This window comes from Photobacterium sp. R1, assembly GCF_054600795.1.
The window spans coordinates 329,697-345,660 of the sequence record NZ_BAAHZP010000004.1; the positions used below are offsets into that span (position 1 = coordinate 329,697).

Sequence of the window (15,964 nt, forward strand, 5' to 3'; positions counted from 1 at the left end):
CCCACAGGATGGATAATGGCACTGTTACAGATTGCTGAACCCGGTCAAAGTGCTGCACCGCATGAACATAAACTGGCGGTGGGGATTGATCTGGGTACTACCAACTCCCTTGTTGCTGCCGTACGCAGCGGCGTTGCTGAGACGCTGCCGGATGAACAAGGCAAGTCGATTCTGCCCTCTGTTGTTCACTATGACGAGCAGGTTATTCGCGTCGGTGAAACTGCCAGAGAACTGGCACAACAGGACCCGTCGAACACCATTATTTCCGTGAAACGGATGATGGGACGTTCACTGGAAGATATCCGGCAACGTTATCCGAATTTGCCATATCAGTTTGAGGCTTCAGAATCTGGTTTGCCGCAACTGGTGACCCGTCGCGGGAAGGTAAACCCGGTTCAGGTCTCTGCTGAGATCCTGAAACACCTGAGTGAACGTGCGAAAGCAACGCTGGGTGGCGATCTGGAAGGGGTTGTTATTACGGTTCCGGCTTACTTTGATGACGCGCAGCGTGCGGGGACCAAAGATGCAGCAGCACTGGCTGATCTGAAAGTTTTACGACTGCTGAATGAGCCGACGGCTGCGGCGATTGCCTATGGTTTGGATTCGGGCCAGGAAGGGGTGATTGCGGTTTACGACCTGGGCGGCGGAACTTTTGATATCTCGATTCTCCGCTTGTCGAAAGGCGTGTTTGAGGTTCTGGCGACCGGCGGTGATACAGCACTGGGCGGCGATGATTTTGACCACCTGCTGGCGGACTGGATTCTGGCACAGAGCGGCCATAGTGAGGCACTGACCGCCTCTGAGCGTCGTGCACTGCACGATGTGTCAACTGCAGCCAAGATTGCGCTGACCGATCATGACAGTACAGAGATCGAGGTGCTGGGCTGGCAGGGAACAATTACCCGTACTGAGTTTGATGCTCTGATTCAGCCTCTTGTGAAAAAGACGCTGATGTCTTGTCGCCGGGCCGTGAAAGATGCCGGTATTGAACTGGATGAAGTGATTGAAACCGTGATGGTTGGTGGTTCAACCCGTGTACCGCTGGTCCGTGATCTGGTCGGAGACTTCTTCGGCAAAACGCCGCTGACCTCAATTGACCCGGATAAAGTGGTCGCGATTGGTGCAGCCATTCAGGCCGACATTCTGGCGGGGAACAAACCTGATTCTGAAATGCTGCTGCTGGACGTGATCCCGTTGTCTCTGGGGATTGAAACCATGGGCGGTATGATTGAAAAAATTATTCCGCGTAATACCACGATTCCGGTTGCCCGTGCTCAGGAATTCACCACGTTCAAAGATGGCCAGACTGCGATGTCTGTTCATGTTGTTCAGGGTGAACGTGAGATGGTGGCAGATTGCCGTTCTCTGGCCCGCTTTACACTGCGTGGTATCCCGGCGATGGCTGCCGGTGCAGCTCATGTTCGTGTTACCTATCAGGTGGATGCGGATGGATTGCTGTCAGTCACGGCGATGGAGAAAAGCTCTGGCGTTCAGTCGTCGATTCAGGTGAAACCTTCATATGGCCTGACGGATAACGAAATCACCAGTATGATCCGTGATTCCATGGCTCACGCACGGGAAGATAAAGATGCGCGGGCACTGGCCGAGCAGCGGGTTGAAGCGGACCGTGTTCTTGAGGGATTGATCTCTGCGCTGGCTGCCGACGGTGACCAACTGTTGTCGAAAGCTGAGCGTGATGCACTGGAAGCTGTCATGATGGAGCTGGTTCAATTACGTCAGGGGGATGACCCGCGTGCGATTGAAGCCGGTATTAAGAAAACAGATAAAGCGAGCCAGGAATTTGCTGCGCGCCGGATGGATAAATCCATTCGCGAGGCACTGGCCGGTCATTCGATTGATGAGGTTTAGGCATGCCTAAAATTGTTGTACTACCCCATGTAGAACTTTGCCCTGAAGGTGCTGTGCTGGAAGCTGAAACCGGCGAAACTGTGCTGGACGTTGCGCTGCGAAACGGCATTGGCATTGAGCATGCCTGTGAGAAATCCTGTGCTTGTACAACTTGTCACGTTATCATCCGGGAAGGTTTTGATTCTCTGGAAGAGAGTGAAGAGCAGGAAGATGACATGCTGGACAAAGCCTGGGGACTTGAGCCTGAGTCTCGTCTGGGTTGTCAGGCGAAAGTGGCTGATGAAGACCTGGTGGTAGAAATTCCTCGTTATACCATCAACCTGGCCAGCGAAAACCACTGATCCATTCGCCCGCTGTCGTCCGGCAGCGGGCTTGCTACACTCTATGTACTTCCTTTCTTTTATCCATCAGTTAATGCAGGTGAATCATGGGACTGAAATGGATCGATTCAAGAGAAATTGCCCTCGCACTGATCGATACACATCCGGATGTTGATCCGCAACAGATTCATTTTGTTGATTTACGTGACTGGATTCTGGCGTTAGATGAATTTGATGACGATCCTGCGCACTGCGGGGAAAAAGTGCTGGAAGCGGTACAAATGTGCTGGATGGAAGAGATGGACTGATTGCATTTGCAACAATAGTCGATCATTCTCTTAATCTTGCCCCAAATGTCTTGTTTATTTGTCACTTTAACGGCAAGGTAAAGCAATCGCTTATTTTTGTCAGTGCAGGCCGGAAAAGTGTCTGCAATGACCATAGCTATAATGGCGGACCCCAGGGTTGAACAGATACCCTTTCAGGTCCGCTTTGTTGTATTTTCGCATTGCTTCTCTTGTATCTTGTCAGACTGCCCCCATGATTGGGATCATTCGTGTGACCAAAACGGAACAGGTCTGGCGGATGAGGTCTGCGGAGAAAGTCTGCTCAATCGTAACGCAGATCATTCAGAGCCAGTTGCTCTGAAGTCATAAGCATGCGCCCCTGAGTGGTGAACGCTCAGCGGGAAAATATTCAAGGAGTTTTTCATGTCTGCCACTATGTCAGTCTTCCTGACTGAAGACGCTGCTGCAGAACAGTGGGGCGAGAATGCCCTGGTGTCATACACTGCTGACGGTGTTCAAATTCACATTACCAATGATGATGTTCTCAATACAATTCAGCGCGCGGGTCGCACGCTGGACGGACAAGGCATCAAGCAAGTCAGCCTGAGCGGCGATGACTGGGATTTGGAAACCGTCTGGGCCTTTATTCAGGGCCACCGGAATGCCAAGCCGGGCAACAACGTTACCTGGCCAGCGCTGGAAGAAGCGGAAGAAGCTGAACTGCAGGCACGCCTGACCGCAACTAACTGGGTTCGCGATATCATTAATCAGAGTGCTGAGGTTGTAAATCCGTCGCATCTGGCAAACCGTGCGGGTGAGTTCATTAAATCGTTGGCACCGGATCACGTGACCTACAAAGTCATGAAAGGCAATGATCTGCTGGATGAAGGCTGGGTTGGCATCCATACCGTCGGCCGTGGTTCTGAGCGCTCTCCGGCCATGCTGATTCTGGACTACAACCCAACCGGTGATGATGCAGCGCCTGTTTTTGCCTGCCTGGTGGGGAAAGGGATTACGTTTGACTCAGGCGGTTACAGCATTAAACCTTCTGATGGCATGGCGGCGATGAAAGCTGACATGGGTGGTTCTGCGATGGCTACCGGTGGTCTGGCGCTGGCAATTGCCCGTGGCGTGCAAAAACGCATCAAGCTGATCCTGTGCTGTGCGGAAAACATGGTTTCAGGCCGTGCATTCAAGCTGGGTGATATCATCACTTATAAAAACGGCAAAACGGTCGAAATTCTCAATACCGATGCCGAAGGACGTCTGGTACTTGCCGATGGTCTGATTTATGCCAGCGCACAGAAGCCAAGCCTGATCGTTGATTGTGCAACCCTGACGGGTGCGGCGAAAAATGCGCTGGGTAACGATTATCACGCTCTGTTCAGCTTCGATCACAGCATGGCGCAGAAAGCGCTGATCGCTGCCAGTGAAGAGCATGAAGGGATGTGGCCACTGCCGCTGGGAGAGCACCATCGCCGTATGATGCCATCTGGCTTTGCTGATCTGGCGAACATCTCGACCGGCGACTTTATGCCGGGTGCCAGCACGGCAGCCGCCTTCCTGTCTTACTTCGTGGAAGACTACAAAAAAGGCTGGCTCCACATTGACTGCAGCGCGACTTACCGCAAGTCAGCCAGTGATAAGTGGGGTGTGGGAGCGACCGGAGTGGGTGTCCGGACCCTGGCGAACCTTCTGGCTCAGGATATTTAATTCCGCGCTTTGGAAATTTATAACGCACAACCGGTTCGCCAGTTGTGCGTTTTCAACTTAGGGAACATGCATATGCTTACGGTTTTGCTGTCTGCCGAACCTTCTCAGGGCGTCTGGGGAGAAAAGGCACTGGTTTCTTATCAGCAGGAAAGTGCTGTGATTCATTACCAGGGCGATTTCGTCCTGCGTCGTATTCAACAGGCCGCCCGTCAGTTGTCTGCTCAGGGTGCGTCACAGGTGAGTCTGAGCGGGGAAGGCTGGAGTTATGAGCGCCAGTGGGCTTTCTACTGTGGTTTTGTGGCACCGCGTAAATCGGTCGAAGTGCAGTGGTCATCTGAGGATGAAGACGAGCTGGAATTGCTGAATGCACGTCGCCGCAGTGTCGAATGGGTTCGCCAGGTAGTGAATGCGACCCCTGAAGATATGTACCCGGAAAAACTGGCCCGGGACGCCGTGGCGTTTCTGGAAAATGTTGCCGGCGACAAGATCACGCATGAAGTCGTGGTAGGGGACGCGCTGTTCTCTGAAGGCTGGATCGGCACTCATAGTGTTGGCCGTGCCAGCAGCCGTCCGCCGGTCATGCTGACTCTGGATTATAACCCGACCGGTGATGCAGATGCGCCGATTCATGCTTGTCTGGTCGGAAAAGGAATCACCTTCGACTCCGGTGGTTACAGCATCAAGCCAAGTGCCGGCATGGTTGCCATGAAATGTGACATGGGTGGTGCCGCAACGGTAACGGCAGCGCTGGCTTATGCCATTGAGCAGGGACTGAAGAAGCGGGTCAAGCTGATCCTGTGCTGTGCCGAGAACATGATCGCAGGCAATGCATATAAGCTGGGTGATATTCTGACTTACAAAAACGGTCTGACTGTTGAAGTGGTCAATACCGATGCGGAAGGACGTCTGGTGCTGGCGGATGGTCTGATCAAGGCCAGCGAAATGAAAGCTCCGCTGATCATTGATGCAGCGACGCTGACCGGCGCTGCAATGATGGCCGTCGGCACGGATTATAATGCGATTTTCTCAATGCAGCCTGAGCTGTTGCGTAAAGCACAGCAGCTGTCTGAGCTGGTGAATGAACCGGCCTGGCCGCTACCGCTGGAGAAATGGCACCAGAGTAACTGCCCGTCTGACTATGCGGAGACTGCCAACAGCCGTGCGGTGAAAGGTGGCGGTATGGGCGGCGCTTCGAATGCGGCGGCATTCCTGTCCCGCTTTGTCAGTGATGACAGCCGTTGGGTGCACTTTGATCTGGCCGCCTGCTTCCGTGACGGTGCCGATGCTCGCTGGGCAGCCGGTGCAACAGGTCTTGGGGTAGCGAATATTGCGGCGTTGCTGTTACAGTAAGAGCCAGAGGGCAGGGAAGCCTGCCCGACTGAAGTGAACCAAAGATAAGGAATATAATAATGACAATTGAACGTACCTTCTCAATTGTGAAGCCTGACGCAGTCGGTCGTAACCAGATCGGTGCGATTTATCATCGAATGGAAAGTGCGGGTCTGACGATTGTTGCTGCAAAGATGCTGCGCCTGACCGAACAGCAGGCTCAGGGCTTTTACGCTGAGCACGAAGGCAAACCGTTTTATGAACCACTGATTGAGTTCATGACCTCTGGCCCTGTCATGGTGCAGGTGCTGGAAGGTGACAACGCGATCACCCGTTACCGTGAACTGATGGGTAAAACCAACCCGGAAGAAGCAGCCTGTGGCACCCTGCGCGCTGATTATGCAGAGAACACACGTCTGAACGCCGTTCATGGTTCAGACAGCCCGGAATCGGCTGCGCGTGAAATCGCTTATTTCTTCTCTGACGATGAAATCTGCCCGCGTGGTTAATTGACGCTCCGATGCTGAAGAATAAACGGGAAGCCTGGCTTCCCGTTTTTTTATGGCGTCGCAACTGCGTCTGAGTCGGCTAAGCTGATCAAAACAGGAGAATCGGAACCAAGTGCGCAAAAGTGGAAACGCAGCGATAAAGTCTGTACAATTTCGCGCCTTGAATCACCCCGCTGTCTGGACCCCGCGTCCGGGTGAGCAGGGCGCAGGATCTGTCATTTTTTAGTGAGGCGACAACCGATGACGAATGTCAAAATCAATCTGCTGGATTTCGATCGCGAAGGACTGCGGCAGTATTTTGCCGATGAGCTGGGCGAAAAAGCCTTCCGTGCGGATCAGGTCATGAAGTGGATGTATCATTTCGGTTGTGACGACTTCGATCAGATGACCAACATCAACAAGAAGCTGCGCGAAAAACTCAAAGTGGTCGCAGAGATCCGAGCGCCTTACGTCTCTGAAGCACAGCACTCATCGGACGGCACCATTAAGTGGGCAATGCGTGTGGGTGACCAGGACGTGGAAACCGTCTATATCCCGGAAGATGACCGTGCGACCTTGTGCGTGTCTTCTCAGGTGGGATGTGCGCTGGACTGTAAATTCTGTTCCACAGCGCAGCAGGGCTTTAACCGGAACCTGAAAGTTTCAGAAATCATTGGTCAGGTCTGGCGCGCAGCCAAAGAGATCGGTGTCGAGAAAGAAACCGGTCGTCGTCCGATCACCAACGTTGTGATGATGGGGATGGGCGAACCGTTGCTGAACATGAAAAACCTGATCCCGTCACTGAATATCATGCTGGACGATCTGGGTTTCGGCCTGTCCAAACGCCGTGTGACGGTGTCTACTTCTGGCGTAGTTTCTGGTCTGGAACAGATGATTGGCAAAGTTGATGTGGCACTGGCCATTTCCCTGCATGCCGGGAACGACCAGCTGCGTTCTGAAATCATGCCGATTAATGACAAGTACAACATCGACACGTTCCTGGAAGTCGTGCGTCGTTATATTGCATCGTCGAATGCCAACCGGGGTAAGGTGACGGTTGAATACATTCTGCTGGATCACGTGAATGACAGTATGGACCAGGCCCGAGAACTGGCACAGACGCTGAAAAACACACCGGCGAAGATTAACTTAATCCCGTTCAACCCGTATCCGGGGTCACCTTACCGTAAGCCGAGTAACTCTCGGATTGATCGCTTCATGAAAACACTGATGGAATACGATTTCACGGTGACAGTCCGGAAAACCCGGGGTGATGATATTGATGCTGCTTGCGGCCAGTTGGTCGGTGATGTGATTGACCGCACAAAACGCACCCTGGCAAAGCAGGCGAAAGGTGAACCAATTCCGGTGAAAGCAGTCTGATAAAGACAGCATTTACCCCAGTCAGCTCAACTGACCGGATTCAGAGACCTTTTGGTCAAGCTCAAAGGAAATGAGCAGGGAGTTGTCATGGTACGCTGGATGTACCTAAGCGCAAGCGGCATGATAGCCGCTTGTTTTTTAATTGGCTGTGTGACAGTGGATTCACCGGAGACCCGCCGAGCGGTTGATCCAGTTGCGGCGGCAGATGCAAGAATTACCCTCGGACTGGGCTATCTGGAGCGCGGGCAATGGCAAAGAGCGCATTTAAATTTGCATAAAGCGCTCGATGTTGCGCCTGATCATCCCAGAGCACTGCTCGCAATGGCACATTATTATCAGCAGGTGGGTGAAAATCACTCAGCTGAAGCACTCTATGTCCGGGCTTTGCAAGAATCACCAAAAAATGGCGATGTGCTTAATAACTATGGTGTATTCTTGTGTAGTGAAGCCCGTTATGATGAAGCCATCACGGCTTTCAACCGTGCCGTCTCACAACCGGATTATTTTCAGGTCGCCAGCAGTTTCGAAAATGCTGCGTTATGCCATCTGAAACAAGGGAATGCGACACAGGCTGCGGACTATTTCAACAAAACACTTGGTCATGACCCCTACCGGCCGCTTTCCATGCTGCAACTGGCAAAGTTAGAGCTCAAGGACGGGGAACATCAAAAGGCGGATGACAGACTGGCAGCTTTCAGCCAGCGTTATGGAGAAACTGCTGATAGTCTTATTCTTAAAATTCAGTCGTCAAGCCAGAGCGGTCGCCTTGATCGGGTGAAAAAATATGCCGAATTGTTACGACAACAATTTCCTGATTCTCAGCAATATCAGAATTATCTAGCCAATGAATACTGAACAGAACGAAGAACGAGTAACGGAAGACGTCATTCGTCCCGGAGACATGCTCCGCCAGGCTCGCGAGCAGCTTGGCTATTCTCAGAAGGATGTAGCCAGCCGTCTGCGCCTGCGGGTGTCTGTGATCGATGACATTGAACAAAACCGATTTGATGAAGCACAAATGGCCACTTTCACCCGTGGTTATGTTCGCTCTTATGCAAAATTTGTCGGTCTGGATGTCAATGATGTCCTGACTAAACTGGAAAGTTTCGGTCAGGGGCAGCCTCAGGCTCAGACCATGCATAGCTTTTCCCGCAAAACAAAGCGTGAAAAACATGACAGCCGTGTCATGGGGCTGACCTGGATTTTTGGTGCCATCATCGTCGGAATGACAGCTGCCTGGTGGTGGCAGACAGAACAGAAGACAGAGCCGCCGGTCATTTCTGAACAAAACACTTCAGGCACTCAGCCTCTGGATGAATCACTGGCCGGTACTTCGGATGAAATGGCGGGTTCACTGAGCAGTGACGATGTCAGCGCCATCGCGGAAGGGACCAGTCAGTCTGAAGCTGTGAACTCAGTCGGTGAAGAATACAGCAGCAATGCAGCCGGTGATGATGAGCTGCCACTGAACACTTTTGATGAAGCGATGCAGGGTGCAGGCAACGAAACCCCTGTGAATCGCGTTGTTGAGGGTGCTGAAAGCGGATTGCTGGATGAAGTCAATCCGTTATTGTCAGTTGATTCGGCTCCAGCGGAAGTTGCGCAGGTGCCGGATTTAAAACTGACTTTTAACGGCGACTGCTGGATTGATATTCGTGATGCCAACGGTAAGCAGCTTGAAACCGGTATTAAAAGCTCCGGCGATGTGATTTCGCTGGATGGTAAGGCGCCGTTTAAGATAGTGCTCGGCGCGCCGAGTGTTGTTACAATGACCTTCAAAGGTGAACCAGTTGATCTGAGCGGCTTTCCGGCCGGCAAAGTGGCCCGGTTGAAGTTGCCGTTGTAAACAGAGAATGAGAGATGCATAACGAGTCCCCGATTAAACGCCGCCCTTCTACCCGAATATATGTGGGCAAGGTGCCAATTGGTGATGGTGCGCCGATTGCCGTGCAGTCCATGACCAATACCCGAACCACTGATGTCGAAGCAACAGTTGCGCAAATTCGCGCACTGGAAAAGGTCGGCGCTGATATTGTCCGTGTTTCTGTACCGACGATGGATGCGGCTGAAGCCTTCAAGCTGATTAAGCAACAGGTGAATGTACCGCTGGTAGCGGATATTCATTTTGACTACCGAATCGCTCTGCAAGTGGCGGAATACGGCGTTGACTGTCTGCGCATCAATCCAGGGAACATCGGCCGGGAAGACCGTATCCGTGCAGTCGTTGACTGTGCCCGGGACAAAAACATCCCGATTCGTATCGGCGTGAACGGTGGCTCACTGGAAAAAGATCTGCAGCAGAAGTACGGTGAACCGACGCCGGAAGCACTGGTTGAGTCCGCAATGCGTCATGTCGATATTCTGGACCGTCTGAATTTCGATCAGTTTAAGGTCAGTGTGAAAGCCTCTGATGTTTTCCTGGCGGTGGAGTCTTACCGCAGGCTGGCTAAAGAAATTAAGCAGCCTTTGCATCTGGGGATCACTGAGGCGGGTGGTGCACGGGCCGGTGCAGTGAAATCTGCCGTTGGTCTGGGCATGCTGCTGGCGGAAGGTATCGGCGACACATTGCGTATTTCTCTGGCGGCAGATCCGATCGAAGAAATCAAAGTCGGCTTTGATATTCTGAAATCGCTTCGGATTCGTTCCCGCGGCATTAACTTTATTGCCTGTCCGACCTGCTCGCGTCAGGAATTTGATGTGATCGGGACGGTAAACGAACTGGAGCAGCGCCTGGAAGATATCACGGTACCGATGGATGTTTCCGTCATTGGCTGTGTGGTGAATGGTCCGGGCGAGGCGGAAGTCTCCCATCTTGGCATTGCCGGCGGTAACCGCAAAAGTGCTTTCTACGAAGACGGTGTCCGTCAGAAAGAGCGCTTTGATAACGACAACGTGATCGACCAGCTGGAAACCAAAATCCGGGCAAAAGCGTCCATGATGGATCTGCGTAACCGGATTGACGTTACCGAAAAGTAATCTTTTCTGTTTTTCTTGCCCCGGAATCCTTCGGGGCAGGTTCACAATGTCCTGCATAACTTATATATTCGGTCTTATATATATTCGAGCTTAATTCCCATCGGTTAATTGAGAATCAACGTGGCGAAACAAATTCAAGCAATTCGAGGCATGAACGACTGCCTCCCGACCCAGACTCCGCTTTGGCAGAAAGTGGAAAATACCGCGAAACAGGTTGTCAGCGCTTACGGATACAGCGAAATCCGTATGCCGATTGTTGAAATGACAAATCTGTTCAAACGAGCGATCGGTGAAGTCACCGACGTGGTTGAAAAAGAAATGTATACTTTCGAAGACCGTAATGGCGACAGCCTGACACTGCGTCCGGAAGGTACTGCGGGCTGTGTCCGTGCAGGGATTGAAAATGGTCTGCTGTACAATCAGGAACAACGCCTGTGGTATATGGGACCGATGTTTCGCCATGAGCGCCCGCAAAAAGGCCGTTATCGCCAGTTTTATCAGTTTGGGGTCGAGGTCTTCGGGATTCAGGGACCGGATGTCGACGCTGAGCTGATTATGATGACCGCACGTTTGTGGCGTGAGCTGGGTATCGATAAACATGTACGCTTGGAACTGAACTCTATTGGTTCTTCTGAAGCCCGTGCCGCTTACCGTGAAGCGCTGGTTGCTTTCCTGGAACAGCATACCGAAGTGCTGGATGAGGATTGCAAACGCCGGATGTATACCAACCCTCTGCGTGTATTGGACTCAAAGAACCAGGCCGTTCAGGCGATTCTGGCGGATGCGCCGAAACTGTCTGAGTATCTGGATGAGGAATCAAAAGCGCATTTTGCAGGTTTGTGTGAACTATTAGACGCTGCGGGTATCGAATACCAGGTAAATGAACGCCTTGTGCGTGGTTTGGATTATTATAACCGCACCGTTTTTGAGTGGATCACCAATAGCCTGGGTGCCCAGGGTACCGTCTGTGGCGGTGGTCGCTATGACGGTATGGTTGAGCAGCTGGGTGGCCGTGCAACTCAGGGCGTTGGTTTCGCAATGGGTCTGGAACGTCTGGTGCTGATGCTCGAAGAACTGGAACTGACAGAAGTTCGCCGTAATGTAGATGTGTATGTGGTCACGGCTGGTGAAGGCACGCTGATGGCGGGTATGAAGCTGGCAGAAACCCTGCGTGAAGCCGTACCGGGTCTTCGCGTGATGAATCACTTTGGCGGCGGTAACTTCAAGAAGCAGTTCAAGCGTGCAGATAATGTCGGCGCGGCTGTCGCACTGGTACTGGGCGAGAACGAAATTGCTGAAGGTACTGTTGTGGTGAAAGACCTTCGTGGCGGCGAGCAGCTGACTTTGCTTCAGGCAGAGGTTGCGACCAAGCTGGCAGAATTGATTTAAGAGAGGACAGGACGTGGACGTCAATACCACTGAAGAGCAACAGATTGAAATCATTAAGGCATGGATCAAGGAAAACGGCAAAGCCGTGGTTCTTGGCGCCGTATTAGGTCTGGGTGGCCTTTACGGATGGCGTTATTATCAGGCTGAAGTGCAGGCTGCGAAAGAGCAGGCCTCTGAAGCCTATACTCAGACAGTGCAGGCACTGAACAGTGGTAATGACGGCGCGGTGAGTCAGGCGCAAACTTTCATTCATGATTATGAGAGCACTCAGTACGCTGTCCTGGCAGCTTTGCAGTTGGCGAAAGTACAGATTGACCAAGGTGATCTGGATGCGGCCGCTGAACAGCTGAACTGGGCGATCAGCCATACGGATGATATCGCTTTGTTACCTGTTGCACATACACGTCTGGCTCGTATTCTGGCAGCTCAGAAGTCTTATGATGAGGCGCTGGCTGAACTGGATAAAGTGAAAGCAGAAAGCTGGAAAGGTAAAGTTGCTGAACTGCGCGGTGATATTTTGCTGCAAAAAGGTGACAAGTCTGCAGCCCGTGAAGCTTACCTCAGCGCGAATGAACTGGGTGCTTCTCCGGCTTTGCAAATCAAACTTGACGATTTGGCCCAGTAAAGGCGGCAGACCATGCGCAAGCTATTGAAGCAAGCCGTAGCCCTGGCGGTCACTCTGAGTGTTTTGAGCGGCTGTGCCAGCGAAGAAGAAGCGGTGCAAATGGCTCCGTTACCTGCTGTTGAAAACCAGTTCAAGCCCGTTCAGGATTGGGCTCGTAATATCGGCGAAGGTGTACAGCATTTCTATTCCCGTCTGGCACCTGTAACCGGCTACGGCAAACTGTATGTTGCCAGCCGGGATGGGTTGGTTGAAGCACTGGATCCGAGTACGGGGAAACAGATCTGGGAACATCAGGTTCACGCTGAAGAGAATGCGAAGCTCTCTGGTGGCCTATCGGTGGCTTACAATAAAGTTTTCATCGGCAGCGAAAATGCAGAAGTGATTGCTCTGGATGCGGAAACCGGTGAAGAAGTCTGGCGGGTTGATGTCGACGGCGAAGTGCTGGCGAAACCTTTGGCTGATGAAGGCATGGTGATGGTCAATACCAGCCGTGGCATTCTTCAGGCAATGGATGCCCAGACGGGTGTGACCAAATGGCAAATCAGCAGTGATGTTCCTACATTAACTCTGCGCGGTGACAGTGCCCCGGTCTCGATTTCCGGCGGTGTTTTCTGGGGACAGGCCAATGGTCGTCTTGCGGGGGCTTTCATCCGTAATGGTCAGCTGATCTGGCAACAGCCGGTTGGCCAGCCTCAGGGTGCGACGGAAATTGATCGTCTGGTTGATGTGGATGCAGCGCCTGTTGTTGAGGGCGATCGACTCTATACCGCAGGATATAACGGAAATCTGGTAGCCATTGATCTTCGCAGCGGTCAGCAGGTGTGGAAACGTAATTATTCCTCAGCGACTGATTTTGTGATTGATTCAGGCGTGCTGTTTCTGGTGACTGCGGATGACCACCTGGTTGCCGTTGATATCCGCAGCGGGACTGAGCTATGGCAGAATACAGATCTGGCTCACCGCATTCTCAGTGCACCGTCGGTGATTAACGGGAAACTGGTGGTTGGCGACAGCCTCGGATACCTGCACTGGCTGGATCCCCGCAGTGGTGAATTTGTTGCTCAGCAACAAACGGATGGCAGCGGGATTAGCGTTCCGCCGCTGGCACTGGCCGATGGCTATCTGGTGGTAACCAGAGAAGGCAAACTGAGCAAAATGCATTTGCCTTAGTCACAGCTGCATTCTGTGATAAGATTAACGCTTCGGCTCCTGTTTGTTTTTGCATCAGGGGCCGTTGTTATTCTACCCGTGACGTCGTGATTGTCGTTTGAGACAAACATGGCTGCATTAAGATGATGAAAAATATAGAGGTAAACTCATTATGATTCCTGTAGTTGCCCTTGTCGGGCGCCCGAATGTGGGTAAATCGACGTTGTTTAACCGTCTTACTCGCACCCGGGATGCGCTGGTCGCTGACTTTCCTGGCCTAACCAGGGATCGTAAGTACGGTCGAGCTGAGCTCGAAGAGAACGAATTTATTGTCATCGACACCGGCGGTATCGACGGTTCAGAAGAAGGCGTTGAAACCAAAATGGCCGAGCAGTCGCTGCTGGCGATTGAAGAAGCAGACGTTGTACTGTTTCTGGTGGATGGCCGTGCTGGTCTGACGGCGGCTGATGAAGCCATTGCCAAGCACCTGCGCAGCCGACAGAAACCAACGTTTCTGGTGGTGAACAAGATTGACGGCATTGATGCCGACAGTGCCTGTGCAGACTTCTGGCAACTGGGTGTTGATGAAATGCACCAGATTGCCGCGGCGCAGAACCGTGGTGTGACTGCGCTGATGGAACGTGCACTGGCTCCGTTCGTGGAAGCATGGAAAGCAGAGCATGCCGAAGATGAAGAGTTCGTTGATATTGAGTCACTGGACTCTGTTGAAGCGATCGAAAAAGCGAACCTGACGGAAGAAGATGCTGAGGCAGCTTACAAACGTCTGCAGGAACAGCCAATCAAGCTGGCAATTATCGGTCGTCCGAATGTGGGTAAGTCGACCCTGACGAACCGGATCCTGGGTGAAGAACGGGTGGTCGTGTATGACATGCCGGGAACCACACGTGACTCCATCTATATCCCAATGGAGCGTGACGGCCAGGACTACGTGCTGATTGATACTGCAGGTGTACGTCGCCGGAAGAATATGAACGAGGCTGTTGAAAAATTCTCGGTGATTCAGACGCTGAAAGCCGTTGAAGATGCCAACGTTGTCCTGCTGGTCATTGATGCCCGTGAAAATATTTCTGATCAGGATCTGAGCCTGTTGGGCTTTGCCCTGAATGCCGGTCGTTCGCTGGTGATTGCAGTGAACAAATGGGATGGTCTGGATAATGAAGTGAAAGAGCGAGTGAAGTCTGAGCTGGACCGCCGTCTGGGCTTTGTTGACTTTGCCCGGATCCACTTTATTTCGGCGCTGCACGGAACTGGCGTTGGTCATCTGTATGAATCCGTTCAGGAAGCTTACCAGTCTGCGACCAAGCGTATCAGTACTTCGCTGCTGACCCGGATTATGCAAATGGCGCAGGATGATCACCAACCGCCAATGATTCGTGGCCGTCGTGTGAAGCTGAAATATGCGCACGCCGGTGGTTATAACCCGCCAATCGTTGTCATTCATGGTAACCAGGTTAATGATCTTCCGGGCTCTTACAAACGTTACCTGATGAACTATTACCGTAAGACACTGGAAATGATGGGGACACCAATCCGCATTCAGTTCCAGAACAGTGATAACCCATATGGTAACGTGAAGCGTCAGAAACTGACGGTTTCTCAGGAGCGTCAGCGTAAACGACTGACGACAGCCCTGAAGAACAGGGAAAACAATCAGTAAACCAGAAAAACCCGGCCTTTGAGCCGGGTTTTTTGATCCTGACAGCCAAGAGATGATCTTATGAACGGAATTTTCGGATCGTGGCCGGAGATTATCCTGTTGAGCAATCGTATTTTTGATCACCAGGCTGTGGGGCTAAACACCTGTAAACACGGGAACATCATTCAGATTACTGATCACATTTTAGTTTTTAATCATTCTGGATCTTTATGAAATATTTGGTAAGCTCAGAGTTTTATTCTGCCCAAAATCCAAATGCAGAACATGTAACTTATGCTTTCGGGAAGTGTATTGATAAATGTTCTTTTAGGGGGTGATCGCTGATCAGTCCGGACTTTGTCGTTGATCATGTCTTAGATGTCGATCCCTGCTAATGTGGACTGAACGTCATTTCTGTGTAAGGTTCCCGCCATGTCATCATCGTTGTGCCCTGTTTGTCAGCTGAATCTGGACTGGCAGCAAGGAAATTATTATTGCCCGCATTGCAAGCGCGAAGTGGTCAAACATGCCCGTTGTCCGGACTGTGAGCAGTCATTGGAACAACTGAATGCCTGCGGAGCCGCCAGCTATTTTTGTCCTCAGTGCAATGCGCTGAAATCGAAATCCCGTGCCCGGATTACTTTTAGTTTTTCAGAGAATCACCCGGCAGAAAAGTTGCCCTGAATCGTTTTAGTCAGCCGAAAATCGATCTGAACTTGGTTTTCGTAAAATTTTTGTATCTTGACCATACTCAGCGGTAGTCAACAATCTTCTTTCGA

The 15,964-nt window shown here is 51.9% G+C and carries 15 protein-coding genes; all 15 read left to right on the forward strand.

Annotation, left to right across the window (positions count from 1 at the left end; translation table 11 throughout):
- Positions 1 to 15: 15 nt before the first annotated feature.
- Positions 16 to 1,869, forward strand: coding sequence for a Fe-S protein assembly chaperone HscA (gene hscA / locus ACYP03_RS09355; protein WP_459779367.1), 1,854 nt, complete (start codon positions 16 to 18; stop codon positions 1,867 to 1,869).
- Positions 1,870 to 1,871: 2 nt separating this feature from the next.
- A complete protein-coding gene (gene fdx, locus ACYP03_RS09360) occupies positions 1,872 to 2,210 on the forward strand; it encodes an ISC system 2Fe-2S type ferredoxin (protein ID WP_036751536.1) in 339 nt (112 codons plus the stop codon).
- Positions 2,211 to 2,296: 86 nt separating this feature from the next.
- On the forward strand, positions 2,297 to 2,497 hold the full coding sequence (gene iscX, locus ACYP03_RS09365; protein ID WP_248141209.1) for a Fe-S cluster assembly protein IscX: 201 nt from the start codon (positions 2,297 to 2,299) through the stop codon (positions 2,495 to 2,497).
- A gap of 402 nt (positions 2,498 to 2,899) precedes the next feature.
- Positions 2,900 to 4,189, forward strand: a complete 1,290-nt coding sequence (gene pepB, locus ACYP03_RS09370) for an aminopeptidase PepB (protein ID WP_459779369.1) — start codon at positions 2,900 to 2,902, stop codon at positions 4,187 to 4,189.
- A 72-nt stretch (positions 4,190 to 4,261) separates the two neighbouring features.
- Positions 4,262 to 5,539, forward strand: coding sequence for an aminopeptidase PepB (gene pepB, locus ACYP03_RS09375; protein ID WP_459779371.1), 1,278 nt, complete (start codon positions 4,262 to 4,264; stop codon positions 5,537 to 5,539).
- Between the two features lie 59 nt (positions 5,540 to 5,598).
- Positions 5,599 to 6,027: a nucleoside-diphosphate kinase gene (gene ndk, locus ACYP03_RS09380; RefSeq protein WP_248141206.1), complete on the forward strand. Its 429-nt coding sequence runs from the start codon at positions 5,599 to 5,601 to the stop codon at positions 6,025 to 6,027.
- Between the two features lie 240 nt (positions 6,028 to 6,267).
- Positions 6,268 to 7,389: a dual-specificity RNA methyltransferase RlmN gene (rlmN, locus tag ACYP03_RS09385; protein WP_248141205.1), complete on the forward strand. Its 1,122-nt coding sequence runs from the start codon at positions 6,268 to 6,270 to the stop codon at positions 7,387 to 7,389.
- 51 nt (positions 7,390 to 7,440) lie between these two features.
- Entirely contained in the window at positions 7,441 to 8,244 is an 804-nt protein-coding gene (gene pilW / locus ACYP03_RS09390; RefSeq protein WP_459779374.1) for a type IV pilus biogenesis/stability protein PilW, read from the forward strand.
- A complete protein-coding gene (gene rodZ / locus ACYP03_RS09395) occupies positions 8,234 to 9,235 on the forward strand; it encodes a cytoskeleton protein RodZ (protein ID WP_459779376.1) in 1,002 nt (333 codons plus the stop codon). The genes pilW and rodZ overlap by 11 nt, the downstream gene beginning before the upstream one ends.
- A 14-nt stretch (positions 9,236 to 9,249) precedes the next feature.
- The gene (ispG, locus tag ACYP03_RS09400) at positions 9,250 to 10,365 is read left to right on the forward strand and encodes a flavodoxin-dependent (E)-4-hydroxy-3-methylbut-2-enyl-diphosphate synthase (protein WP_248141203.1); all 1,116 of its coding nucleotides are present in this window, start codon (positions 9,250 to 9,252) and stop codon (positions 10,363 to 10,365) included.
- A gap of 120 nt (positions 10,366 to 10,485) precedes the next feature.
- The gene (hisS, locus tag ACYP03_RS09405) at positions 10,486 to 11,754 is read left to right on the forward strand and encodes a histidine--tRNA ligase (protein ID WP_459779379.1); all 1,269 of its coding nucleotides are present in this window, start codon (positions 10,486 to 10,488) and stop codon (positions 11,752 to 11,754) included.
- Positions 11,755 to 11,767: 13 nt separating this feature from the next.
- On the forward strand, positions 11,768 to 12,379 hold the full coding sequence (locus tag ACYP03_RS09410; protein ID WP_248141201.1) for a YfgM family protein: 612 nt from the start codon (positions 11,768 to 11,770) through the stop codon (positions 12,377 to 12,379).
- Between the two features lie 12 nt (positions 12,380 to 12,391).
- A complete protein-coding gene (bamB, locus tag ACYP03_RS09415; RefSeq protein ID WP_459779382.1) occupies positions 12,392 to 13,549 on the forward strand; it encodes an outer membrane protein assembly factor BamB in 1,158 nt (385 codons plus the stop codon).
- A gap of 151 nt (positions 13,550 to 13,700) precedes the next feature.
- Positions 13,701 to 15,206 (forward strand): ribosome biogenesis GTPase Der, encoded by a 1,506-nt coding sequence (gene der / locus ACYP03_RS09420; protein ID WP_248141199.1) that lies wholly within the window; start codon positions 13,701 to 13,703, stop codon positions 15,204 to 15,206.
- Between the two features lie 411 nt (positions 15,207 to 15,617).
- On the forward strand, positions 15,618 to 15,869 hold the full coding sequence (locus ACYP03_RS09425) for a zinc ribbon domain-containing protein (protein ID WP_248141198.1): 252 nt from the start codon (positions 15,618 to 15,620) through the stop codon (positions 15,867 to 15,869).
- The last annotated feature ends 95 nt before the right edge of the window (positions 15,870 to 15,964 follow it).